General features: G+C 48.3%; 24 protein-coding genes and 1 pseudogene. 22 read left to right on the top strand and 3 right to left on the bottom strand.

The window, feature by feature from the left end; all coding sequences use genetic code 11:
* Positions 1-129 precede the first annotated feature (129 nt).
* The 14 genes from A7975_RS28545 to A7975_RS28480 all read left to right on the top strand — a co-directional run bounded on the left by A7975_RS28545 (position 130) and on the right by A7975_RS28480 (position 15,518).
* On the top strand, positions 130-1,557 hold the full coding sequence (locus A7975_RS28545; protein ID WP_065387385.1) for an ABC transporter substrate-binding protein: 1,428 nt from the start codon (positions 130-132) through the stop codon (positions 1,555-1,557).
* 185 nt (positions 1,558-1,742) lie between these two features.
* On the top strand, positions 1,743-2,495 hold the full coding sequence (locus tag A7975_RS28540; RefSeq protein ID WP_141680443.1) for a Cof-type HAD-IIB family hydrolase: 753 nt from the start codon (positions 1,743-1,745) through the stop codon (positions 2,493-2,495).
* Positions 2,496-2,502: 7 nt separating this feature from the next.
* On the top strand, positions 2,503-2,985 hold the full coding sequence (locus A7975_RS28535; protein ID WP_065387384.1) for a DUF456 domain-containing protein: 483 nt from the start codon (positions 2,503-2,505) through the stop codon (positions 2,983-2,985).
* A 31-nt stretch (positions 2,986-3,016) separates the two neighbouring features.
* Entirely contained in the window at positions 3,017-3,742 is a 726-nt protein-coding gene (locus A7975_RS28530; protein WP_065387383.1) for a ThuA domain-containing protein, read from the top strand.
* 20 nt (positions 3,743-3,762) lie between these two features.
* Positions 3,763-5,400 (top strand): putative polysaccharide biosynthesis protein, encoded by a 1,638-nt coding sequence (locus A7975_RS28525; protein WP_065387382.1) that lies wholly within the window; start codon positions 3,763-3,765, stop codon positions 5,398-5,400.
* Positions 5,401-5,566: 166 nt separating this feature from the next.
* Positions 5,567-6,265, top strand: coding sequence for a response regulator transcription factor (locus tag A7975_RS28520; RefSeq protein ID WP_053372070.1), 699 nt, complete (start codon positions 5,567-5,569; stop codon positions 6,263-6,265).
* Between the two features lie 66 nt (positions 6,266-6,331).
* Positions 6,332-7,642, top strand: coding sequence for a sensor histidine kinase (locus A7975_RS28515; protein WP_369688969.1), 1,311 nt, complete (start codon positions 6,332-6,334; stop codon positions 7,640-7,642).
* A 94-nt stretch (positions 7,643-7,736) separates the two neighbouring features.
* Positions 7,737-8,960, top strand: a complete 1,224-nt coding sequence (locus tag A7975_RS28510; protein WP_082198511.1) for a polysaccharide deacetylase family protein — start codon at positions 7,737-7,739, stop codon at positions 8,958-8,960.
* Between the two features lie 119 nt (positions 8,961-9,079).
* Positions 9,080-10,696: a copper amine oxidase N-terminal domain-containing protein gene (locus A7975_RS28505; RefSeq protein WP_065387381.1), complete on the top strand. Its 1,617-nt coding sequence runs from the start codon at positions 9,080-9,082 to the stop codon at positions 10,694-10,696.
* A gap of 53 nt (positions 10,697-10,749) precedes the next feature.
* The gene (locus A7975_RS28500) at positions 10,750-11,097 is read left to right on the top strand and encodes a thioredoxin family protein (RefSeq protein ID WP_053372067.1); all 348 of its coding nucleotides are present in this window, start codon (positions 10,750-10,752) and stop codon (positions 11,095-11,097) included.
* Positions 11,098-11,256: 159 nt separating this feature from the next.
* The gene (locus A7975_RS28495; protein WP_065387380.1) at positions 11,257-12,186 is read left to right on the top strand and encodes a COX15/CtaA family protein; all 930 of its coding nucleotides are present in this window, start codon (positions 11,257-11,259) and stop codon (positions 12,184-12,186) included.
* Positions 12,187-13,950 carry a UbiD family decarboxylase gene (locus tag A7975_RS28490; RefSeq protein ID WP_053372065.1) on the top strand — a complete coding sequence of 588 codons (1,764 nt, stop codon included), beginning with the start codon at positions 12,187-12,189 and terminating at the stop codon, positions 13,948-13,950.
* A 55-nt stretch (positions 13,951-14,005) separates the two neighbouring features.
* The gene (locus A7975_RS28485; protein WP_053372064.1) at positions 14,006-14,716 is read left to right on the top strand and encodes a Cthe_2314 family HEPN domain-containing protein; all 711 of its coding nucleotides are present in this window, start codon (positions 14,006-14,008) and stop codon (positions 14,714-14,716) included.
* A gap of 19 nt (positions 14,717-14,735) precedes the next feature.
* Positions 14,736-15,518, top strand: a complete 783-nt coding sequence (locus A7975_RS28480; RefSeq protein WP_065387379.1) for an SDR family oxidoreductase — start codon at positions 14,736-14,738, stop codon at positions 15,516-15,518.
* A gap of 137 nt (positions 15,519-15,655) precedes the next feature.
* On the opposite strand, the pseudogene A7975_RS28475 reads toward A7975_RS28480, so the two are convergent.
* A pseudogene (locus A7975_RS28475) lies at positions 15,656-15,865 on the bottom strand (NifU family protein); the annotation flags it as partial.
* A gap of 122 nt (positions 15,866-15,987) precedes the next feature.
* Between A7975_RS28475 and A7975_RS28470 the strand changes: the two are divergent.
* Positions 15,988-16,260 (top strand): YuzB family protein, encoded by a 273-nt coding sequence (locus A7975_RS28470; RefSeq protein WP_053372061.1) that lies wholly within the window; start codon positions 15,988-15,990, stop codon positions 16,258-16,260.
* Between the two features lie 4 nt (positions 16,261-16,264).
* On the opposite strand, the gene A7975_RS28465 is transcribed toward A7975_RS28470, so the two are convergent.
* Both A7975_RS28465 and mqnE read right to left on the bottom strand, forming a co-directional pair.
* Positions 16,265-17,332, bottom strand: coding sequence for an NAD(P)/FAD-dependent oxidoreductase (locus tag A7975_RS28465; RefSeq protein ID WP_053372060.1), 1,068 nt, complete (start codon positions 17,330-17,332; stop codon positions 16,265-16,267).
* Positions 17,333-17,395: 63 nt separating this feature from the next.
* Complete coding sequence (mqnE, locus tag A7975_RS28460) at positions 17,396-18,499, bottom strand: aminofutalosine synthase MqnE (RefSeq protein WP_065387378.1); 1,104 nt, start codon at positions 18,497-18,499, stop codon at positions 17,396-17,398.
* A gap of 246 nt (positions 18,500-18,745) precedes the next feature.
* Here mqnE and erpA point away from each other — a divergent pair, with 246 nt between their 5' ends.
* From erpA to A7975_RS28425, 7 genes are all read left to right on the top strand, one after another.
* Positions 18,746-19,108, top strand: coding sequence for an iron-sulfur cluster insertion protein ErpA (erpA, locus tag A7975_RS28455; RefSeq protein WP_053372058.1), 363 nt, complete (start codon positions 18,746-18,748; stop codon positions 19,106-19,108).
* Between the two features lie 121 nt (positions 19,109-19,229).
* The gene (locus A7975_RS28450) at positions 19,230-19,592 is read left to right on the top strand and encodes a hypothetical protein (protein ID WP_053372057.1); all 363 of its coding nucleotides are present in this window, start codon (positions 19,230-19,232) and stop codon (positions 19,590-19,592) included.
* 438 nt (positions 19,593-20,030) lie between these two features.
* On the top strand, positions 20,031-20,468 hold the full coding sequence (locus tag A7975_RS28445) for a GAF domain-containing protein (protein WP_065387377.1): 438 nt from the start codon (positions 20,031-20,033) through the stop codon (positions 20,466-20,468).
* A gap of 65 nt (positions 20,469-20,533) precedes the next feature.
* Positions 20,534-21,190 carry a response regulator transcription factor gene (locus A7975_RS28440; protein ID WP_053372055.1) on the top strand — a complete coding sequence of 219 codons (657 nt, stop codon included), beginning with the start codon at positions 20,534-20,536 and terminating at the stop codon, positions 21,188-21,190.
* Between the two features lie 88 nt (positions 21,191-21,278).
* Positions 21,279-22,304 carry a PAS domain-containing sensor histidine kinase gene (locus A7975_RS28435; protein ID WP_082198528.1) on the top strand — a complete coding sequence of 342 codons (1,026 nt, stop codon included), beginning with the start codon at positions 21,279-21,281 and terminating at the stop codon, positions 22,302-22,304.
* A gap of 28 nt (positions 22,305-22,332) precedes the next feature.
* A complete protein-coding gene (locus A7975_RS28430) occupies positions 22,333-23,064 on the top strand; it encodes a response regulator transcription factor (protein ID WP_053372054.1) in 732 nt (243 codons plus the stop codon).
* On the top strand, positions 23,061-24,158 hold the full coding sequence (locus tag A7975_RS28425) for a sensor histidine kinase (protein ID WP_065387376.1): 1,098 nt from the start codon (positions 23,061-23,063) through the stop codon (positions 24,156-24,158). Before A7975_RS28430 ends, A7975_RS28425 begins: the two co-directional genes overlap by 4 nt.
* Positions 24,159-24,229 lie beyond the last annotated feature (71 nt).

The following is a 24,229-nucleotide window of genomic DNA, read 5'->3' as shown; positions in this document are numbered from 1 at the left end:
TTGGATGCTGCATACATTATTTATGCGGATTCCTCCTTGAAAAGATGAAAAACTGCAACATTTATCCAGTAACCTACGTACTATATTTGGTACATATTAGAAGTAGAAAAAGGAGAGAGGAATTTAAAAATGAAAGCATTAACAAAATTTGCTTTACCGTTTGTAATCATCGCTATTATTTTATCAGGCTGCAGCTTTGGCGGGGATAATAAAGGACCGGATAAAAATCAGCCGTCTTCGCTGAAAGTCATGTATTATGACGAAAATGCTTTTTTCCAAGAATTCGGTATGGTGTTCTCGGCCTTGCATCCAAATGTTGAAATTGAAGTGATTTCGAACCAAAGTATGTATACAGGTGAAGTGAAGGATTATGATGCTGCACTGGACAAGCTGATTGAAGAGAAGCAGCCTGATATCCTTATGCTGAGTTCTGACCAGTACAAAAAGATGGCGCTGGACGGTAAGCTTTATGATCTGGATGCAGTGATGGAGAAAGAGAAATATGACACTGAAGGGCTTATCCCCGGCATGGTTGATTATTTGAGAGAAGAGGGCGGCGGCAAGCTGTTCGCGATGTCTCCGAATTTTTATAGCCAGGTTTTATTTTACAATAAGGACCTATTTGAAAAATATCAAATTGAGCTTCCGACCGATCGGATGAGCTGGGATGCGGTGCTGCAGCTTGCTCGCCGCTTTCCGACTGATGGAGAAGCAAAGGATCGGATCTACGGTTTGAAAATGGGCTATAACGAGGAGTTATTCGATGTAGCAAGCATGATTGCTTCTTCCGAAGGCGTCAACTATGTAAATGCATCGCAAAAGCAAATGACGATCAATAGCGACTCATGGAAAAACGCATTTCAAACGGCGCTTGATGCGGTCAATTCAAAGGCGCTTTATTTTGAAAGCATGAATAACCAAGAAGCATCCATGGGGTCGTCGTACGAGGATTACCTGATGAGAGATCCATTCGTATCCGGCCGCTTGGCAATGGCCATTGGCGACAGCAATTACGTTACGCAGATTAAGCAAGCGAGCAGCAACGAGAAGCTCAAGGATAAAGTGGTGAAAAATTGGGATTTGGTAACCGTTCCGGTCGGACAGCAAAACCCGGATCAATCCAATATGATGTCATTCAATAATTTGTTTGCAATCAAAGCGGATTCCCCGAACAAGGAAGCCGCATGGGAATTCCTTAGTTATGTAACGAGTGAAGATTACGCCAGAGTAAAAACGAAATCCAACAATTATGGCGGCTTGCCGGTTCGCACCAAGTATATAACGGATACGGAAGGCCGCAATTACGCGGCATTTTATAATTTGAAGCCAAGCACGAATAACAGCTACAAGGATTTTGATAAGCTGCCTCAAAACTTCTGGGGAGAATTTAGAGCGGCTGCCCAGCAGGAGTTTCAGAAGGTGAAGGACGACAAGCAGACTGTAGACGAAGCGCTTGGCATTTTGCAAGTAAAAGGCCAGGAGATGCTCCTCAAGGAGGACCCGGTCGTTTCGGATGAAATACCGGCTACCGAAGGAAGCACGACGGTTGTAGAGTAAGCAATTGAATGTCGGATCTTAGGAGCAGGCTTCCGTGTTTAAGCGGAGCCCGCTCCTTTTTTGTTTTGAGCTGCTATTGTTTAAAATTGTGAAGCGACTTTCGTTTGGAATCTGTCGCAAATGTGCTAAAATAATTTACTAGTTAGGTTAAATGAATGATACGGCTTTTACGAGGAGGCACAATATTGGGAGATTACAAATTGCTTGCGCTCGACATGGACGGGACGCTGCTTAACGAACAAAGTGAAATTAGCGCAGAGAATGCGGAGTGGATTCAAAAAGCGCTTGATGCAGGGGTTATTGTCATTTTTTCAACCGGACGCGGCTTCCGCAGCGCGCTGCCTTTCGCGGAGCAACTGAAGCTGGAAACGCCGATGATTACGGTAAACGGCAGTGAAATATGGCATCGCCCGCATGTGCTGCACAAGCGCACGCATCTCAGCGCTGTTTACGTGCAAAGGCTGCATGAGCTTGCTCTTGCACATGGCGAGCCATGGTTCTGGGCTTATACCGCTGATGAGATTTACAATAAGGAAAAATGGATCAGCCCCGCTGGCGACTATGCGTCGCATCATTGGCTGAAGTTCGGCTATTACACCGAGGATGACAGCATTAGAGAGAAGCTGCTAGCTGAAGTGCAGAGCTGGGGTGCGCTTGAAATTACGAATTCCTCTCCTCATAATTTGGAGCTTAATCCACTTGGCGTCTCGAAGGCAAGCGCGCTTCAAGAGCTGTGCGGCCTGCTTAATATCGAAATGTCGCAGGTCATTGCCGTTGGGGACAGCTTAAATGATATTGCGGCGATCCGCGAGGCCGGACTTGGCGTGGCGATGGGCAATGCACAGGAAGCCGTTAAGGAAGCGGCTGACTTCATTACATTTACGAACAACGAGCATGGAGTAGCGGAAGTCATCAAGCGATACGTTTTGAAAGGGTGAGGAACGTATGGATATTTTAGGCTGGGCACTAGTTATTCTGCTATTCGTTGTCGGGATGGCCGGGGCTATTTATCCGATCTTGCCCGGAGCGCTTGCCATATATGGCGCATTTTTTGTTTATGGCTGGTTTTTCTCGTTTAGCGAGTTCGGCTTTTTGTTTTGGAGCATTCAGACGATCATTGTTATCGCACTGTTTATTGCCGACTATGCGGTCAGCGCATGGGGCGTCAAACGATTTGGCGGCTCCCGAGCCTCGGTTATCGGCAGTACGATCGGCCTTATTTTTGGACCCTTTGTCATTCCTGCCCTTGGCCTTATTATCGGTCCGTTCGTTGGTGCTGTAATTGGAGAAATCATTATCGGAACAAACATTCAGAAATCACTGAAGGTAGGCCTTGGATCGGTTGTTGGTTTATTCACGAGCGTAGTTGTGAAGGTTGTTTTGCAGTTGGCTATGATCGTGCTGTTTGTATTGTGGCTTATTTTCTAAAGTGTGACTAGTTGAAAAGGTGGATAACACGATGATTAACGTAACGGTATGGAATGAATTTTTGCATGAAAAAATTCATGATGAAGTGAAAAACGTCTATCCGGACGGCATTCACCAAGCGTTGGCCAAAGGAATCGCAAGCGGAGATATTGAAGTGGCAACGGCGACGCTTGAGGAGCCTGAACACGGGCTTACGGTGGATCGCTTAGCGAATACGGATGTTCTGATATGGTGGGGTCACATGGGGCATGACCAGGTGGATGATGCCATTGTGGAGCGCGTGCAGCAGCGCGTGCTTGCGGGCATGGGCTTAATTGTTCTGCATTCCGGCCATTTCTCGAAAATTTTCAAAAAGCTGATGGGAACGGGCTGCGATTTGAAGTGGCGTGAAGCGGGCGAGAAGGAACGGATCTGGGTCGTTAATCCGTCACATCCGATTGCTGCCGGCTTGCCGGAATACATTACGCTGGAGCATGAGGAAATGTACGGCGAGCATTTTGATATTCCAGAGCCGGATGAGCTTGTGTTCGTAAGCTGGTTCGAAGGCGGAGAAGTATTCCGCAGCGGCTGCACGTTTAGTCGCGGACAAGGCAAAATCTTTTATTTCCGTCCGGGGCATGAAACTTACCCAACTTACTATAACCCACAGGTGCTGCAGGTCATTCAGAACGGCGTGCGCTGGGCAGTGCCATCGAACGCGGCTGCGCCCGTTCGCGGAAACCACCAGCCGCTTGAGCCCATTGGCAATAAAGGATAGGGAGACTTGGACAGACCATTATGTTAAAAAAAGACTCATTAATTAAAGGCACGCTTATATTAGCTGCCGCTGCGCTGATCGTGCGGTTTCTTGGGCTATTCCAGCGTATTCCGCTCGATTACATGCTTGGGCCTGCAGGGCAGGCAGCCTTTAACTCAGCCAATACGATTTATTTGCTTCTGCTTACGATCGCTACAGGAGGCATTCCACTATCCATAAGCAGAATGATTTCAACGCGTTATGCGCTTGGAAGGCCCGACGAGGCTAAGCGTATTTACAAGGCGGCCTTGATGTTCGGTACCGTAACAGGGGTGCTTCTAGCTACTGCCATGTTTGTGTTTGCCCCTGCTTATGAACGAATATCGAAGGTGCCGGATTCCGTCTTATCTTTGCAAGCAATCGCTCCTGCACTGCTGCTGTTTCCGATTATAGCGATGATGCGCGGTTATTTTCAGGGCAGACAAATTATGTCCGCTGGCGGCATTTCGCAAATTATGGAACAGATTTTACGGCTCATCGGCGGTATCGGGCTAGCGCTTATCGTACTCGGCTGGGGCTGGGGCGATAAGTACGGCGCTGCGGCGATTGCCTTTGGCTCCGTGCTCGGAAGCATTGGCGCATTTTCGGTAATGATGTGGTTTTGGCGTAAGCTGAAGAAGCAGGATCAAGCGGAGGCTGTGAAGTCCTCGGCAATTGAACAGGATAAGCTGCAGAGTTCTAACTTGCCTTATCGTACGATCTATAAAGAGATATTCCGCACCTCGATTCCAGCGGTAGTAACGGCAATGACTGTGCAATTTTTATACTTTTTTGATATGACGCTGTTTATGAGGCTGACGCAAGCTTTTTATAACGAAAACTCGGCTACGAGGGTGTTGGCCGATTATACGACGAAGGCGATGGGCATTGCCGGCATTCCGCCTATTTTGGCCATTGCGCTTGGGGCTTCCATTATCCCTGTCATTTCGTCGGCTTTTTCGCTTAACAATATGAAGGAAGTGCAGCGTCAATCGTCGCTCGTGATGCGGATCGTCTGTTTTACAGGCGTACCGGTTGCCTTGCTGCTGACCGTAGCTTCTTATTCCGTTACGGGTCTGCTCTTTACAAGCCCGGGCGGCAGCGGCACAGTAGCTATGCTTACGGCAGGTGCGATTTTTCAAATTACGATGATGACATCGAATTCGATTTTGTATGGATTAAATCAGCCTAAGCTGCCTATGAACCATACGTTCATCGGTTTGGGACTTAAGGTTGTTTCCAGTATTGCGCTTGCGCCAGTGCTTGGCGTATACGGCCTAATTATAGGTTCAACCATTTGTTTTATCGTCATTACGATGCTCAACATAAGAGCGATCAATAAAGAAGTTAAGCTGAACGTGCTCGGCAGCAAATGGGTGGCCTATATGGTTGCAATTGCTGTGCCGGCGCTCGCTGGCTGGGGCGCAGAGTACGGCGTGCTTGCGCTGACGGATGCATGGGCTAACAAACTGTCTTATCTGGCGGCAGGAGCAGTCACGTCGATCGTAGTAGGCGGATTATACATCGTTTTACTGGCAGCGCTTCGGGTTATTACGCCGGAGGATGTACGATCATTCCCAGGCCCGCTGCGCAAGGTGCTGAATCTTATTTTAAAGCCTTTTTATAGAAAAGCAGTTTGATAGCTAGGCAAATAGATTTGTTCGGAAAATCGCTGTAAAATAGGTTGTTCCTAAAGCGGCATCTGCTGCTAGCCGGAACAGCCTTTTTTTTATTTTTCAGATAATAACCAAATGATGGATATCGTGCTATATTTAGAGATAGAGACAGATTGAAGGGAGTATAGGAATGAATAGGGAAACTATTCTTATGGTAGACGATGAGAAAGAGATTTTAAGCTTGATGGACATTTATTTTAAAAATGACGGTTTCACGATGCTGAAGGCGTCTAACGGGCTTGAAGCGCTGGAGCAGTTAAAAAATCATAAGGTTGATCTTATTATTCTTGATGTAATGATGCCTGTTATGGATGGTCTAGAGGCCTGCATGAAAATTCGTGAAAAAAACCATATCCCGATCATCATGCTTTCAGCTAAAACGCAGGATATCGATAAAATATCGGGCTTAAGCCTCGGAGCGGACGAATATGTGACTAAACCCTTCAGCCCGCTGGTGCTGCTGGCAAGCGTCAAATCGCATATACGCAGAGCGAAGCAGTTTCATGCCAAAGCGGTCCTTAACGATAACGAAATGATTATCGATGATCTTATTATCAATACAGCGACGCATACCGTTACCGTCGATCAGCAGGAGATTAAGCTGACGCCTCGCGAATTTGCGATTCTTAAGCTGCTGGCAGTCAATCGGGGCATCGTTTTGAGCATGGATAAAATTTACGAGGAAGCTTGGAACGAGCCGTTTATGGAATCCAAAAATACAGTCATGGTCCATATCCGCAAAATCCGCGAAAAAATTGAAAAGGATACCCAAAAACCAAAGTTTATAAAAACGGTATGGGGGATCGGCTATAAAATGGAGGCGCTATAGCAGCAGCTTCCAGCTTGTGATGCATGCTAGCGTAGCGAACATGAACATACAAATAAAGGTGATGACATGATAAAGTTTAATATAGCTGCTTCTGTAAGCTTAGGTGCAGCATTGCTGCTGGCGTTCGCAGCTCGCTTGCTGGTTGCTTTCATGATTGATATTCCGCCTTACGATAAGCCATTGCAATGGATCGTAGAAAATATCGGTTCTACCGTGATGATGATTGCTGCCGTTATTTTGTTTTTTGGCATCGGCTATTGGAAGCTAATAAATCGCAAGGCGATGGGCAACAAGCTGTTCCGCACCATTCGCTGGACGTTTATGTACGCGTTTCTGCAAAGCTTAGGGCTGATGGTTGGCTTCGTTATAATAGGGCATTTGATCGCTTATATTCTCATCCAACATACCTCCTATCATGGTACCTTGGATTGGATCGTGAACCATATCGGCTCAACGCCTGTTATTGCGGTATTCGGCTGCTTGCTGTTTCTTGCCTTCTTTTTCTGGACGAGCAGGAATATGATTTTGTATTTAAAAGAAATACGCCAAGGGCTTCAGCAGATGGCGGAGGGAAAGCTCGATCATGTTATCCCAGTCAAAGCCGCAGATGAGCTAGGAGAGATTGCCAGCAGCATCAACATCCTCGGCGAGCAATTCAAGCAATTGCTGCAGGAAGAAAGAAATGCCGAGAAAACGAAAAACGATTTGATAACGGGCGTATCGCATGATTTACGCACGCCTCTTACGTCCATATTGGGGTTTCTAGAGCTTATTGAAAACGACCGTTATCAGGACGAGGTGGAGCTGCGTTATTTCGTAAACATTGCCTTCGAGAAATCGCAGCATTTGAAACGATTAATCGATGATTTGTTTGAATATACGAAGCTGAACAACGGCATGCCGCTCGCGATGGAGGAGCTTGACATCGTTGGTTTCACGATGCAACTCGCCGAGGAATTTGTTCCTAGTCTGGAGAAGGCGGAGATGAGCTGCCGCATTCAGGGGGCGGAGGATGCCTTATGGATTATGGCTGACGGCGATTTGCTCGTACGCGCCTACGACAATCTCATTGCCAATGCGATTCAATACGGCCATGCCGGAAAATCGATCGATATTCGTATGGAGAAGGCGCAAGATGAGGCGATTATTCAAATCGTTAACTATGGCGAGCAAATTCCGGCCAAAGATATTCCTTATATTTTTGACCGTTTTTACCGTGTTGACCAAGCGCGGTCAGCTGAAACGGGAGGCACCGGGCTTGGTTTGGCGATTACGAAAAGCATCATCGAAGCGCATAACGGCCTGATTACGGTAACCAGCACGGCGAAGGAGACGGTGTTTGAAACACGTTTTCCGCTGGCGCATAGCAAAACTTAAGATTTATTTAAGCAAATGTTAAGCAGGAAGAAGTGCGGTCGATAAGATCCGTCCTCTACACTACTTATTAATAAGACTAAGGAGGATAAGCGCTTTGGATCGTATAAAACAAACCGCAATTGCATCCGTAATCGCTGTTGCCATGATGGTAGGATGGCTGGCGGCAGGCTGCTCGAACGATAAGAAGGTGAATCTCCAGTTTGTAGTCAATGACAACAAAATCGAGACAAAAGCGTCGGCGCGCATCCGTGACGGCAGACTGATGGTACCGGAGGCTTATCTTGAGGAAATATCTCAAAAACAAATAGAATGGCTGACTTTGCCTCCCAAAAACGAAGGTGCTTATTATTCCGATGAGGTAGCCGTACTTATGTATCATGATATTAAGCCCGTTCCAAAAGGCGATTCGATTATAGCGGTCGAGCGATTTGAGAAGCAGATGAGCTTATTGAAGCAAAATGGATTTAAAGTCATCAGTTTAGCGCAGTATGAAAGCTTTATGCTAGCCAATGGCGAAGTGCCGGATAATGCTGTATTGATTACTTTTGATGACGGCTATGAGAGCTTCTATCAGTACGCTTTTCCTATTTTGAAGAAATACGGCTACTCGGCGGTCAGCTTTGTCATCGTCTCTTCGGTCGGTGACCATACGAAGCCGGAAACAACGAAGCTTAGCTGGGATCAAATGAGGGCGATGCAGAAGGAGGGGATGAGCTTTCGCAGCCATACCTATGACATGCATCAATATAGCGCGGTGAATGAAGCCGGCGACACAACGCCTGTTATGGTGAGGCCTATTTATGACAAAAAGAATCAAAGGATTGAAACAAAGGATGAATACGTGAAGCGCGTGATCGCGGATTTGCGCAAGGCGGAGGAATCGCTGCGAAGCGAGCTCGGAAATACGCAAAGCGCAATCGCCTTTCCATTTGGAGCATACAATGCGGTTGTCTCGGAGCTGACGAATGAGGCAGGCATTCCGATTAGGTTTAGTACAAGAGAGGGCATAAATACGAGATTTCATCATACGGGCTACCGAGTTAACGGAGCGAAAACGGGAGAAACCGAAGAAGAGCTGATCGAAAAGCTGAAGCATTTGGGCGACAGAACGGAAAAAAACGGCGAAGCGGCCATTTTGATTATGGACGGGCAAGAGGCTGTGGATATAGGTTTCTCCAAAAATCAGGATACGCAAGAGAACCTGATCTCTTTGCGGGATTTTTGCCATTTTTTCAACTGGACGATCAAATGGGATAGGCGGCATAAGCTGGTTGAGATCAAGACGCTAGAAACGCCATTTTTAGCGGAAAAAACCTAACAAATTCGACAAAACTAGCTCTTTCCATACATTTACAATGCATAGTGTCTCCTGTACAATGAGTAGAGTTTGTAAATAAAGACGGACTACTACTTATCGTTATAAAAGGAGACGAATGAATGAGAAAAATTTTCGCAAAACCTAGCAAGCTGATCGTGCTTTTATTAGCATTTACGCTCGTATTCGCAGCGGGCTGCCAGGCTATTTCCAATCTTGATTTCAATACGGTGTTGAAAAATTCTCTTAAGGTAACTTCAAGCGAAGGCAAACAATCGGTAGAGCTGCAGCTTCTGCTTGATGAAGCGGCTTACGAGGGTTCATCGAGAGAGGAGCTCGCGCTGATGAAGCTCGTATCCCATTTAAAATTGCAGCTTGATAACGTAAAAGCACAGGATAACTCGCATGTATCCTTCGACGGCAGTTTGATTTTGGGAGACGCGACGAGCATTAAATTTTCGTTGAAAATGTCCGATAAGCTTGCGGTAATGGAGCTGGAAGGCGCAAAGCAGCCTTTTGTGCTTGATCTGACGAGCAATGGCTTGCTTGGTTTGACTGGCATGTCAGATTTGACGGGCTCGACCGGAGAAGCTTCAGCCGCGGATGCGACTAAGCTGGATCAGGCTGCTCTTACGGAGCTTGGCCACCAAATGATCGATACAGTCGGTACTTATGTCATTCAAAACTTGCCGAACCCGGAGCGCATCGATGTGAAGCCCGTAACGGAATCGATTTACGGAACCTCAACTTCTTTGATGCAAGTACATATCGACATGACCGGTGCTGAGATTTGGACTTGGGTGAAAAAATATGTGGATGCACTAGTCGCTGACCGTGCAGGCCTGGATAAAATGGTAGCAGGCGTGTTCGAAATTCTTAAAACCAACCCGGATGTTTGGGCGGCTGCCGGGACGATAAACCCATTTGAAGAAAGCGGAATCGATGCTCCTGATCAAGCCCAAGTGTTGAAGGAAACAACCGATGGCATTGCGCTTCTTCTAACGGAGCTGCAAGGAGAGCTTAACCAGCTTGCGGAAGACGACAAAGAAATGATTGATGGGTTAAGCAAAGCGTTAACGATTAAAGCCGATGTTTACGTCGACAGCAAGCTTGATATCCGCAAGCAGGCTTATGAGCTTACTTACGTGCCAGTCGCAGAGCTGGAATACGGCGTGCTTCCATTTAAGGGCATAACGCTCAAGGTAGAAAGCGAGTCTTGGAATGTGAACGGCACGGTTAAAGCTGAAGTGCCTGTCGCTTCAGAAAATGCGGTACCTATTGATAAGCTGTTTAACATGCAGGGCTATCAAGTGCTTAAGCAATTTAATGAGAATTCAACCCTTTATGACTTGCTCAAAAACAAGCTTCACATCAATAAACAAAATATTACTTGGTACTCATACCAATATTATAATCCGGCTATTGTAACGGCAGGCAATATTACGATCATTCCGCTCCGCGATACGGTTGAACAGCTTGGCGGCAAGCTTACTTATGATAAGAATACAAAAAGCTTAAAGGTATTCGACGAAGCGACGAACACGACGATTCTGTTGAAGAACGGCAGCGATGCTGCGGTCGTCAACGGCAAAAACGTAAAATGGTCATTCCCAGTGACCGTTATTGACGGAGTAACGTATGTTCCGGCGCGTAATTTAGCATCTGCGCTAAAAGCAAAGATTGGCTGGTCGGTTATTAGCGATGAGATGAGAATATTTACGCTCGACCGGGAAGTCTAAGCAGTAGTTACGATACCGCAGCGGTTTCATTACGATTCGTTTAGGGGTGCTATATGAAAAAGTTAACGACAGATGCGCAGTTTCGTGAGGCGGTTGCAAGCGAAGGACTCACGATTGCCGTATTCAAAACGACTTGGTGCAAGGATTGTCACTTTATTGACCCATTTATGCCTGATCTGGAGCGTCATTACGAAGGAAAGGTCACTTTCGTAGAGCTTGATCGCGACGATCTTCCCGACCTTTGCTCCGAGCTTAACATTTTAGGGATACCAAGCTTTATCGCTTTCCGCGAAAGTCAGGAGCTCGTGCGCTTCGTAAGCAAGCTGCGCAAGACGCGTGATGAAATCGAAGAATTCGTAGATCGAGCTATACAAGTCAGCGATGCGCTGACCCATAAGTAATCGTTAGTCCGCGCTAGAGGGAAAAGCATTCCTTCTTGTGCGGGCTTTCCTTTTTTATCGCTCTTCTACTCGGAAGTGTCACATTTTCAACATGGCTTTTGCCTTTTTTTATGGCTATAATTGAACTGTTATTAAAACATGAAATAAGGTGATTTTATTATGGTAACCGGGCGTTTTCGCGCGTTAGCTATCGCTGCGTGCATCGGAATGCTTCTTGTACTGCTCGGCGGAGCATTAGTCACGAATACAGATTCAGGGCGCGGCTGCGGTGATGATTGGCCGTTGTGTCATGGAAAGTTTATTCCTGCTTATACGATTGAATCCATGATTGAATACTCGCATCGTCTTGTGACCGGCTTTGAAGGCCTGCTTGTTCTCGCTACATGTCTTTCCATGTTTTTGAAATTTAGAAAAAACCGCTCTGGCTACAGTGAGCCATTGTTTTATGCGGGAGGCGCATTGCTGTTCACCATTATTCAAGCGCTAATGGGGGCGGCAGCCGTCATGTGGCCGCAATCGCCGCCGATAATGGCCATTCATTTTGGCATATCGTTAATCGCGTTTGCTGCGACGCTGCTGCTCGTGATCTGGACGTTCCGAGCTAAAAACGGACCTCCGGTGGAATTTAAAGTACCGCGCTCGATATTTCCTCGCGTGCTGGCAACTGCGATTTTTTGTTACATTGTCGTTTATCTAGGAGCTTTCATTCGGCATACCGATTCAGGCGGCGGCTGCATAGGCTGGCCGTTATGCAACGGAGAGGTCGTTCCGGAGATTAGCGGCGCAACAGGGGCTGTATTCATACACCGGCTGGCAGCGATGACGCTAGCTATCAGCTTGGCAGGCTTGTTTATTCATATTCGCAAAGTAAGCATCGGCGGAGCGGGTTTGACGAAGCCGGCAGCATGGACTTTGGGGCTCGTTATTACGCAAATATTCAGCGGCGCGCTGCTGACGTATACGATTTCGAATTCGAATTGGTTTTTGTTCACCAATTTATTGCATAATCTTATCGTTACCGGTCTGTTTGGAATTTTAATGGATATATTAATTCGTTCGTGGCGGCTAAGGGAAGGGCGTGGAGGATAAGTGAGCTTTAAAAATTTACGTGAATTTTTGGACGTGTTAAAGCGTGAAAATGATTTGGCAATTATAGATGCACCTGTAGATCCTAATCTAGAGGTAGCAGAAATTCATCGGCGTGTAATCGATGCGGGAGGGCCCGCTTTATTGTTCACAAATGTGAAAGGGAGCCCGTTCCCCATCGTGACGAATTTGTTCGGGACAAGCCGCCGGGTTGACCTTGCATTCGGCCCGCGGCCCGAAGCGCTTATGAAACAAATTATAGGAGCGGTAGACCGCGTTCTGCCGCCGACCCCTAAGGCGATTTGGGGCGAAAAAAACTTAATCTGGGACATGCTGAAGGTAGGAATGAAAGAGGTTCCTGCCGGCGGCGCGCCTATTCTACAGGCCTGCAAACGCGAAAATCCGCTTGCAGGTTTGCCTGCGATTACAAGCTGGCAGGATGACGGCGGTCCGTTCATCACGCTGCCGCTCGTCTATACGGAACATCCGGAGCACCGAAAGCAGCACAATCTTGGCATGTACAGAATGCAAATCTTTGATGATTCCACAACAGGCATGCACTGGCAAATACATAAAGGCGGCGGCTTCCATTACCACGAAGCAGAGAAACGAAACGAAGCGCTGCCGGTTTCTGTTTTTCTCGGCGGGCCTCCCGCTCTAATTGCATCGGCAATCGCTCCTGTACCGGAGCATTTGCCTGAGCTGCTGCTTGCGTCGCTTATTATGGGCGGCAAGCTGCCGGTCGTCAAAGACCCGAACGGCTCGCATCGCATTCCGTCAGAAGCGGAATTTGTGCTGAGCGGCCATGTGCCGCCGCATATTAAGCGGGCAGAGGGACCTTTTGGCGACCATTACGGCTATTATTCCTTAATGCATGATTTTCCGATATTCAACGTCAGCCATATGTGGCATCGGAAAGATGCCATCTATCCTGCGACCATAGTCGGCAAGCCGCGCCAAGAGGATTATTATATGGGCGAGTTTTTGCAAAAGCTGCTCTCGCCGGCATTCCCGATGGCTATGCCTGGGGTTAAGGATTTATGGACATACGCGGAGACCGGCTTCCATGCGCTTGCCGCAGCCGTCGTTAGGGAAAGCTACTCGCGTGAAGCGCTAACGTCTGCATTCCGCATCTTGGGAGAAGGACAGCTTACGCTTACCAAATTTCTGATCGTTACGAATCAGCCTGTAGAGCTGGAAAATTTCCCGGTGCTGCTTGAAACGGTGCTGGAACGCTTCCGGCCGGAGACAGACCTGTTTATTTTTGATAATACATCCCATGATACGCTTGATTACACGGGCGGCAAGCTGAACCACGGCAGCAAAGGGGTTATGCTGGGCGTCGGCGAACCGATTCGCGAGCTGCCAAGCGACTATACCGAAGGAGCAATCGATGAGATTACGGCTGCACAGCCTTATTGCCGGGGTTGCTTAGTCGTTTCCGGTGCATCCTATGAGCAGGAGCCGAAGCTGGCACAGCGGCTGCTTGAGCGCCTGACGGAGAAGGAAACAGAGTGGCCGCTCGTTATCCTTGCTGATGATGCGGCCATCGCTGCCGCGCAAACGCCGTTCTTGTGGACGGTATTCACGCGGTTTAATCCAGCGGACGATATATACGCGAATTCAGATATTCGCCGTCACCACTTTGGCTACAAGCTTCCAGTCGTAATCGATGCGAGAATGAAGCCGGGATACCCGGATGAATTGTTCCCGCGCGAGGATATCGTGAAGCTGGTTGATAAGCGCTGGAGTGAATACAAGCTTTAATAGTTTTTGCTGAAAAATAAATTCGTCATTCTCATGCAGAAGGGACTGTTCGATTATGCTGCGTTTCCTGTTTAATGAGCCCCTAAGAGAAGCGGAAGGAACACTTGCAGAAACGTTCCGTTTAATGGATCAGTTCGTTTCGATCTTGTCCAAAAAAATGGCGGCAGGCGGGGATATCGGAAAGCTTCGCAAGTACGAAATATGGACGTTAGGCCTTCGCTCGTCATTAGATGAGCTTGAGCAAAGCCACTATGTTGCGCTGCATTTTCAGCATAAAATTACTTCTTCTTCGGTTAAGCAAATGACAGATGAAGAGAGAATCCATTATAATCGTTATATCTACTTTGATAAAAATGCCTTTATTCGCGTTTTCTCCTTGCTTGATAAGCTTGGCACACTGCTGAATGAGCTTTTAGACATGAGAACCGAGCGGATAAAGTCACATTTCTCCTATTTTACGGTTTTGCGCAATATGCGCGAGAAGAAAGCACATCCGGAGCTGACTTGGAAACTGAACGATGTGAAGGAGAAATACAAGGAACCGATGACAAGGCTGCGCAAGCGCAGAAATACCGAAATTCATTATATGAATTCGGAAATGCAGGATGATTTGATCCAAAGCAGCCGTATGTATGGCGAGGAGATCAAGCTTGAGAACCTCGCTGAACAATCAGCTGATTTAACGCAGGGGCTGTATCTGGCGATGGAATCGCTGCTGTTAACGTTTCAATATGCATGCGGATTAATGCGAAACAAGCATCAATAATCCCAAAGGGGGAACACTCGTGGGACTCAAGGGCAAAACCGCGTTAGTAACAGGCAGCGCGAAGGGGCTTGGCAAACGTACGGCGCTTCAGCTTGCCGAGCAAGGCTGCAATGTTGTTATTAATTACTACGAGAGCGAACTTGAAGCAAGGCAAGTTAAGGCACAGATCGAGCAATTGGGAGTTAAAGCGATTACGGTGCAGGCCGATATTGCAACGACCGAAGGCGCGGCGAAGCTTGCGGATGCCGCGGAGCAGTGGGCAGGCGGCGTTGACATTCTTGTCAATAATGCCGGGCCGTTCGTCCGCAAGCGGCGGCTCTTCAGCGAATATGACGAAGAAACGATCATTAGGCTGCTGCATGGCAATCTATTAGGCGTCATGCTGCTCGACCACCGCCTTCTACCGGGCATGCGCGAGCGCAAATGGGGACGGATCGTCCATTTTGGCTTTGGACACGCGGGTGAGGCAAGAGCTTGGCCGCACCGTGCCGTGTATGCCGCTGCGAAGACAGGTCTCGTATCGTTTACGAAGTCACTAGCTGTGGAAGAGGCGCCGCATGGCATCACGGTTAATCTAATCGGTCCTGGCGATATTCGCGGCGTGAACAAGGAGCGGTCCATTGCCGAGGTAGAGGAAGAGTTTGACAACGAGTCGCCGATTGGACGCCCTGGCGCAGGGGAGGATGTTGCGCGCGTGGTGCTTTTTCTCTGTGACAGAAATTCCAATTTCTTGACCGGCAACGTCATTGATGTCACGGGCGGCTTCGATCCGATCGTAGCCAACATCAAAGGCATGTTCTAATCTGCCTTGTCTATGAAACTATAAGCTCACACAAAAAAAGAGTCTTACCGGTAAGCTAAGGAGGCATGCTCCCCAGCGCCGGTAAGACTCTTCGTTATTTTGTCAAACATGAGGCGAGCTTGAATCGTTCTTATCTATTAAAATACTTGAACGACTTCGACTACACCTTCAACTTCTTCGAGAAGTGCACGTTCGATACCCGCTTTAAGCGTGATCGTCGAGCTTGGGCAGCTTCCGCATGCACCCATCAGACGAAGTTTGATGATGCCTCCTTCGACATCTACCAATTCAACGTCGCCGCCGTCGCGCTGCAAAAACGGACGAAGCTTATCGAGTACGTCCAAAACTTCATCGTACATCGTATCTTGTACTTGTTCACTCATTGCAATCATCTCCTTTCTCCCCTATTATAGTACAAAGTGAAGCAATTGAAAATGGATAGTAACTAAGTAAAGTTAGGTGAAGCATGATGTTTAAACCAATGATCGAATTTTGTGCCAGCAATATGCATCATGGCACTGACCGTATAATGAATGAATTTGAGCAAAATGATGAGTTCGAAGTAACCGAATACGGCTGCTTGGGCAATTGCGGCGAATGTTATTTGAATCCATTCGCTTTGGTCGATGGCGAGATCGTATCCGCCGAAACGGTGGACGAGCTGCATGCCAATATTTTAAAAGCAATCAAGCAGCAGCAAGCGGATAAAGAAGCGCTGGATAAGCTGCTGGATGATTTGTAAGAAGCTAGCCTAGGTGACGCTTGGAGCGCCAGAGCACGCCGCTCTTAACGAGGCGTGGCACGCGGCCCATGATGGCTGTGCCGCCCATAAGGCCGAAGCCGCTTTTCTTGCCGAGCGAGCCGAGCACGCCCTTTAGCTTGATCTTGCCAAGCCGCGGTGTTTTGTCATGCCAGATCGCTTGAAGCACCTCGGCAATTTGTTTGCCTTGCGCGCCTGCTGCTTGACCGCTTGGAGAAAGCGGCAATGCTGCGCAGTCGCCAACGATATAAACATCATTGTGGTCTGGCAATTGATGATATTCGTTAATAACTAGTCTGCCCTGATTATCCTTTGGCAAATCCATACGCTGAACGAGCGGCACGGGCTGAATGCCAGCCGTCCATACCGTTACGTCTGTATATATAGGCGTTGTGGAATTGCAATCATGCAAAATTCCGCCTTCGACACGCGTTAAGCCGACATGGCCGCGCATCTCTACGTTATGCTCCTCGAACCATTCTGCTACAAAAGATTGAAGCTTGCTCGGGAAAGCAGACAATACGCTCGGACCACGATCCAAGATGCGGATATTAAGGTCCGGGCGGCTTTCGCGAAGCTCAGCGGCTACCTCAACACCGCTAAGCCCTCCGCCTACGATGGAAACCTGACCGTAAGGCTTAACGTCATTCAGCTGCGCATAAGTCTGCCTTGCGGCAGAGAAGGTTTGGATGCTTGTAGAGAACTGCTCCGCACCTTCGATGCCATGGTATTTGTCGGTACAGCCAAGGCCGATAACAAGCCATTCGTATTCCATCGATTCCTGTCCTTCGATGTGAACAAGCTTTAGCTCCATGTCGACATCGGTTACTTCCCCGTATGCCAAGGAAATTCTAGGATCAACCGGGAATTTGACACGCAGCTCCAGGTCCGAAACCGTTCCGGCGGCAAGCGCGTAATATTCCGTCTTCAAGCCTTGAAACGGCATCCGGTCAATCAATACAATGGAGACATCGATGGGCAGCTGCTTCTCCAATAATTCGTTAGCGATGGCAAGCCCGCCATAGCCTCCGCCTAAAATAATAAGTTTTCTCATATGATTTCCAACTCCACGCCTCTAGATGATGATTCTATTTTGTGCTTCCGTGCTGTCGATTACTCATTCATAAACTTTGATTTCATTGTAAAACGTGTCGCGTTCAACCGGAATGCGGCCTGCGCCTTTAATAAGCCAAATCAAATCCTCGCGGGTAATGCCCTCTGGCGTTAAAGCGCCTGCGGCATGGCTGATCTTTTCCTTCACGATCGTGCCGTGAGCATCGGATGCGCCCATCGTTAGAGCAACCTGCGTCAGCTGCACGCCGATGTTGATAAAGTAAGCTTTGATGTGCTGGAAGTTGTCGAGCATCAAACGGCTGATTGCGATGGTTTTCAAATCCTCGAATGCCGAGTTGCGGCGGCGTATGCCGGCTCTTGGGTTGATCGGCTGCATCGAAAGCGGTATGAATACAAGGAAACCATTCGTTTCATCCTGAAGCTCGCGGATATGCATCAAATGGCGAATGCGGTCTTCCTTCGTTTCGATCGATCCGTACAGCATCGTCGTGTGCGTCCGAAGTCCAAGCTCATGCGCCGTACGGTGAACCTGCAAATATTGCGTAACGTCGGCTTTGTCCACACGCATTTTTTTACGGTAATGATCGGATAGAATTTCCGCGCCGCCGCCAGTCAAGGATTGCAAGCCCGCTTTCATCAGCTCTTGAAGCACTTCACGGTAAGTGAGTCCGCTAATGCGCGAGAAAAAATCGATTTCCGCAGCTGTGTAAGCTTTAAGGGTAACCTCTGGAAACCGATCCTTCAGTGCTTTGAGCGAATCAACATAATATTGGAACGGAACATTCGCATTATGGCCGCCGACGATATGGAATTCACGAACACCAGGGTGGAAATGCTGTTCGACGTATTCGATCATTTGCTGACCGCTAAGGGTGTAGGAGCCTTCTTCGCCCTCATCTTTACGGAAATTACAGAAAGCGCAATGAGCTTCGCAGACGTTCGTGAAATAAAGACTCATGTTTTCGATAAAATAAACCTTTTTGCCATTCTTGCGCAGGGCAACCTCATTAGCTAGCTGCCCAATCGTCAGCAGATCATCTGATTGATATAAGAAAACGCCATCCTCAAGCGTCAAACGCTCTCCATGACGCACCTTCTCAATAATGTGCTGCATATGTGTATCCTCTGTCGGTATAACGACGTTCATGGCCAAGCCTCCTCGATACATAGTAGTTTGTGAAAAAAAGAACTTTCTTTTCCGTTTAAAGAAGCTGTAACTATTATAAACCTCATACGTAACATGGGCAATAAGAAAAGTAATTCATCTTCCAACAAATGGGATATGAGGATGTAGGCATGCTGCTCTTGAGCAACTGAACAAACTGGAGTATACTACAAATAAGTAAGTGAAAAGCAATCGAATTGATTATACGGATAAACGGAGGGATGTAGCATGATCACGATTAGTGATACGGCATCTGACAAAATAAAAGAAATGCTCGCAGAAGAAGGCGGTCCTGAGCTATTCCTGCGTATCGGCGTTAAAGAAGGCGGCTGCAGCGGCTTCTCCTATGGAATGGGCTTTGACGATGAAGAGCATGCCGGAGACAAAGCGATTGACATGGAAGGCCTTAAAGTAGTCGTTGACGAGGACAGCATCAAATATTTGAACGGCCTCGTTATTGATTTTAAAGAATCGGCAATGGGCGGCGGTTTTACGATCGAAAATCCGAACGCCAGCGCTACATGCGGCTGCGGTTCATCATTCCGTACTGCTTCCGATGCAGGCAAACCGGCTGCAGCGGGTGAGTGCTAAAACTTGTCAGCAATAGTTATCTTCCGGAATGCGTATGAAATTCATATGCATTCCGGAAGTTTTTTTTGTTCGTATTTTGGTTTTAAGTCTATCAATCAACCATCTTGGGGGCTAGCAGCACATGACATTTATTCACGATTATAGACAATTTATCGAGGTAGGTTGTTCGTCATGCGGCAGGAAACATACGGTTCAAGCCGATCAGTACAGCGTTAATTCGCAAGGTTATTCTTTTCACTCACCCGTAAGCTGCGCCTGCGGCCAAACTGCGAGCACTGCCAACAAGGATAAGTGGACCCAAACGTTGAAAACCGAAAATAATGAAATGCTGAAAAGGAATAAAGCGACAACGATCAAAATGATGGTTGTCATTGGTTTAGTGATCGTATTTTTTGCGGGCGAAACGGTCTACATGATCAACTCCAAGGATGCGGAACAAAAGAGCGCGATCCATGAGACGAAAAAAGAAGTTTCCGCTTTTTAAAAAAACGATGTATAAGTTCCGCCGATTTTGTGAAATATAGTGTTGACGGTGTGAAGAGAGGTGTGGTTCCGTTGGACCTTTTGGTGCTAGGGCTGCAGGAGGAACTTATTTAATCACTTAGCTTTTATGAAAGCGAGGGGTTGTGCCGCAGAGCACTTCTGAACACACACGCCAAAAGCTATCCGTTAAAACCGGAAAGCAATAAGCGGTGCCCAAGTAATCTTAATAATGTGAAGTGTTAGATGTGAAGAGACTCGAACGATCAAACACCGTCGGGAAGAGGAGCCTGTAAAAGGGCTCCTCTTTTTTTGTTTGCCACTAGATGAAAGCGGGCGGCATTTCTTAGCATAATTCAGGGAATTCCCTGACATACAAAGCTGGAGCATAGCTTTATAATAAACTCAATGATTGCTTGTATTCCCTAAAGGAGGAACGAGGATGAAGACAAGCGAAGTAAATATGGCAGCCTGCATCGAGCGGCTAAAAATAGATACAGGCAGCGATTTTGCTGCTCTAGGTTTAATCGATACGGCCAAACGCAAGCTGCGCTGGTCCATGGCGACCGGCAGTATTAGCGAGCGAACGCTGCTTGTCGAGCAGAAACTTGCTTTAGGCTTGTCAGGCAGTGCGATTCGCTCCGGCAGGCTGGCGAGCACGAGGGAAGCCATGACCGACGCGGAGCGGTTCAAGCTGGGTGAGCCCATACTGTTGGCGGAGCAGCTGCAAGTGGCGGCAAGCCTACCGCTCATCATGCCAAAAGGCATTTTTGGCGTGCTGCTGATCGGCAGGCGTTCTACACGAACCTACAACACAAATGAATTAGAACAAGCTTCCTTATTAACGAATGAACTAGTGAGCCTGCTGCTCGAAAGGTAAATATAGGTTATAATAGTTGGCAATGACAGCCTAATGATTCAAATGGATTGGCGGAGGAGAAGGAAATGATAAAGCTATTGATTTGCGATGATCATGCGATGGTCAGGACCGGCCTTGCGATGCTGCTGCACGGCAAGCACGACATTGAGGTCGTTGGCGAAGCCTCGGAAGGCGATGAAGCGATTCGGATGGCGCAGGAGCTGCACCCGGATGTTGTCTTGATGGACCTTAGCATGCCGCATGGCAAAGACGGGATGACCGCAACGACGGAGCTGAAGAAGCTGCTCCCGGATACGGCGGTCCTCATTTTAACGATGCATGACGATGATGAATATTTGTTCCGGGCGATCCATATCGGAGCTTCAGGTTATATTTTAAAGAATGCGCCCCATGACGAGCTGTTATCGGCTATTCAATCGGTAGCGCAAGGAAATGCTTATCTGTATCCTACCGCAACCAAGCGTCTGATGAGTGAATACCTCATGAAGCTGAAACAGGGCGGAGAAGACAGCGGCCCCTACGAAACGCTGTCGGAGCGCGAGAAGGAGATATTAGGCTGGATCGCCAAAGGTTATTCGAATAAGGAAATCGCAGAAAACCTGATCATAAGCGTTAAGACGGTGGAAACGCATAAAAGCCATCTGATGGATAAGCTCGGGCTGAGAACGCGGCCGGAGCTCATCAAGTTTGCGCTAAAGAAGGGATTGCTTCATTTTGATTAAGCATAGCGGCGATAAATTCCGGCAAATTATCGGTTCGGATGTGGAGTATCTTCTGTCCGTCTTAGAAGGCCAGATCGATGATAAATCGATGCTGTCCCAGGTGAATCAGTCGCTTAAGCAGCTTGCTGACGTGAAGTTTGCGTTGGATGAATCCTCGATTGTGGCCGTTACCGATCAAAAGGGAAAAATTGAGTACGTAAATGATAAGTTTTGCGAAATATCGAAATATGGCCGGGAAGAGCTGATTGGCAAGGATCACCGGATTATTAACTCGGGTTATCATGGCAGCGACTTTTTCCGCCAGCTATGGAAGGTTATTTCGGCTGGCGAAGTATGGCGGGGAGAAATAAAAAACCGCGCGAAGGATGGCAGCTTTTACTGGGTAAACACGACGATTGTCCCTTTTCTGGATGAGGAGGGCAAACCTTATCAGTATCTTGCTATCCGCAGTGAAGTGACGCAAAGAAAGCAGGCGGAGCAGAAGCTGAAGGAGATGATGGTTAAGGTTATTGAAATACAGGAGGATGAGCGGAAACGAATATCGAGAGAGCTTCATGACGGTATCGGGCAAGGCTTGTTCTCCCTGCTTATTCGGCTGGACCGGCTAATTGGCGAGCATGACGAAATCGCTGAGCTGACGGCGCTTCGCGGCGATGTTTCGGGCATGATGGAAGATATTCGCGGACTTGCATGGGAGCTGCGGCCCTCCGTGCTTGATGATCTTGGCGTTGTGCCGGCGATAAGAACCTATGTGGACAACTATTCCCAGCATTTTGGCATTCGGCTGAAGCTGGAGAACCATTTAAAGAGCCGATTGGGCATTATGAAGGAAACGGCAATCTACCGCGTCATACAAGAGGCGCTGACGAATATTGCCAAATATGCTGATGTCGCGGAGGCGGAGATCATGCTGGAGGAGCGCCCGGAAGAGGTAGAGGTGCGCGTAACGGATCGCGGCCAAGGCTTCAGCCCGGACCGGATAGGGCGCGGTGTAGGCTTGTTCAGCATGGAGGAGAGAGCGCGCAGCATAGGCGGGTTTCTGGAGCTTGTCTCGGAGCCAGGCCGCGGTACGGTAGTACGGCTTGTCGTGCCGAAGGAGCAGACGTCAGGCTGATCAGGCTTTAGTAGCAAAGGAGGCACTTATGTATCGTATTTTTATCGTGGAGGATGACGACAAGATTGCTTCAATCTTGAAAAATAATATGGAGAAATACGGCTTCGAGGCAGCGTCCGTTACGCAGTTCCGGGAGATTATGCCGGAGCTTGAGGCGTTTGAGCCGCATTTGGTGCTGCTGGACATTAATTTGCCGTATTTTGACGGCTACTATTGGTGCCGCCAAATTCGCGCCCGCTCAAGCATGCCGATTATTTTTATATCCGCGCGCGCGGGTGAAATGGATCAGGTCATGGCGATCGAGAACGGCGGCGACGATTACATAACGAAGCCGATTCATTTAGATTTGCTGATGGCGAAGGTGAAAAGCGTGCTTAGGCGGTCATACGGCGAGTATGCGAGCGCGCAGCAAGCGGCAGCCGAAGCGGGAAAGCATGGCGAGCTTGCGGCGCTCGGCTTGCGCCTTTTTTTAAACCGGAATGAGCTAGAATGGAAAGAGCAGCGCGTGGAGCTGACCAAAAACGAACAGCTGCTGGCCGAGTGCTTAATGAAGCGGCCGGGCGAGGTTGCCTCTCGCGAGCAGCTGCTTGAGGCGCTGTGGGATGACGTGCAATTCGTTGACGATAACACGCTTACAGTTAATGTAACGAGGCTGCGCAAGAAGCTTGAGGAGCTTGGCCTGCCGAAAGCAATCGAAACGGTGCGCGGGCAAGGCTACAAGCTGACCATAGCGAATACGAATGAGGAAACGCCGCGATGAGAGGGTTATCGTTGGCGTTATTTTTGCGAGACCGGCTATTGTTTATTATTGTGGCTTTGTTGATTATTGTATTATCGATCAGCATGCTGCTGCTCGAGCGTGAGCGTTATTCCGGGTTTATTGAGCTGGGAACGATCTATTACTTTGTCGTTCTTGCTTTATTTTTTCTCGGCATATGGCTAGCGGTCGATTATTTGCGCCAGCGCACTTATTTCAAGCAATTGTTAGACGCCATCAAGCGCTCCGAAGAGCTGCAGGCAACAACGATCGTGCAAGCTACCGTAACGATGGAGCAGAAGCTTGTCGCCAAGATGCTGGAGGAGCAGAACCGCGCCTATTTGAACGAGCTAGGCAAGTATCGCCGGCAGCAGGAGTTGCATAATCATTTTGTGCTTCAATGGGTGCATCATATGAAAACACCCGTATCGGTAATCGACTTGCTGGCTCAAGAAGCGCTGCAGCAGAGCGAAGCCTTGCAGCCCGAGCATAAGCAGCTTGCGCTCAGCGTGCAGGAGGAGACGGATCGTATGACGCGGGGGCTGGAGATGATGCTGTATACGGCCCGTCTGGACAAGTTCGAGATCGACCTTCACGTGAAGCAAATTGCGCTGCATGAGCTTGTGCGCTCCGTAATCAACGCGCATAAGAAGCTGTGCATCCGCCACTCGATTTTTCCGCGCATCGATGGGGAAGCCTTCGTGGAGACGGACGAGAAATGGATGACATTCGTATTAAATCAGTTTGTAAGCAACGCGATAAAATACAGCAAGGGCAAGCCTGGGGCCAAAAAGCTGATGTTTCAGTTAGAGTCCCATCGTAACGGAGGCGGCAAGCTGACGGTGACCGATGAAGGGATCGGCATAGCGCCGCATGATCTTCCGCGCGTATTCGAGCCTTTCTTTACAGGAGAGAACGGCCGTGCCACGGGGGAGTCAACGGGAATGGGGTTATATCTGGCGAAGCAGGTATGCAATCGGCTAGGACATGTTATGGCGATATCCTCGGTGCTCGGGGAAAGCACGACGATAACGATAACGTTCGAGCCGCGCGGCATTCACATATTGGCAGGAGAAAGCGATAGAAGGGAAAGTTAAGTGACAACTTTGTAAGGTTTGCCGCAGGCAATTGAAAGGGAAATCGATGGGTTCAACCTCTTCCGCTCGTC

It is taken from the genome of Bacillus sp. FJAT-26390, from assembly GCF_001682865.1.
Taxonomy (GTDB): Bacteria; Bacillota; Bacilli; order Paenibacillales; family Paenibacillaceae; genus Pristimantibacillus.
Note: the sequence above shows the minus strand (reverse complement) of the source record. Positions and strands in the feature narration are given on the sequence as shown.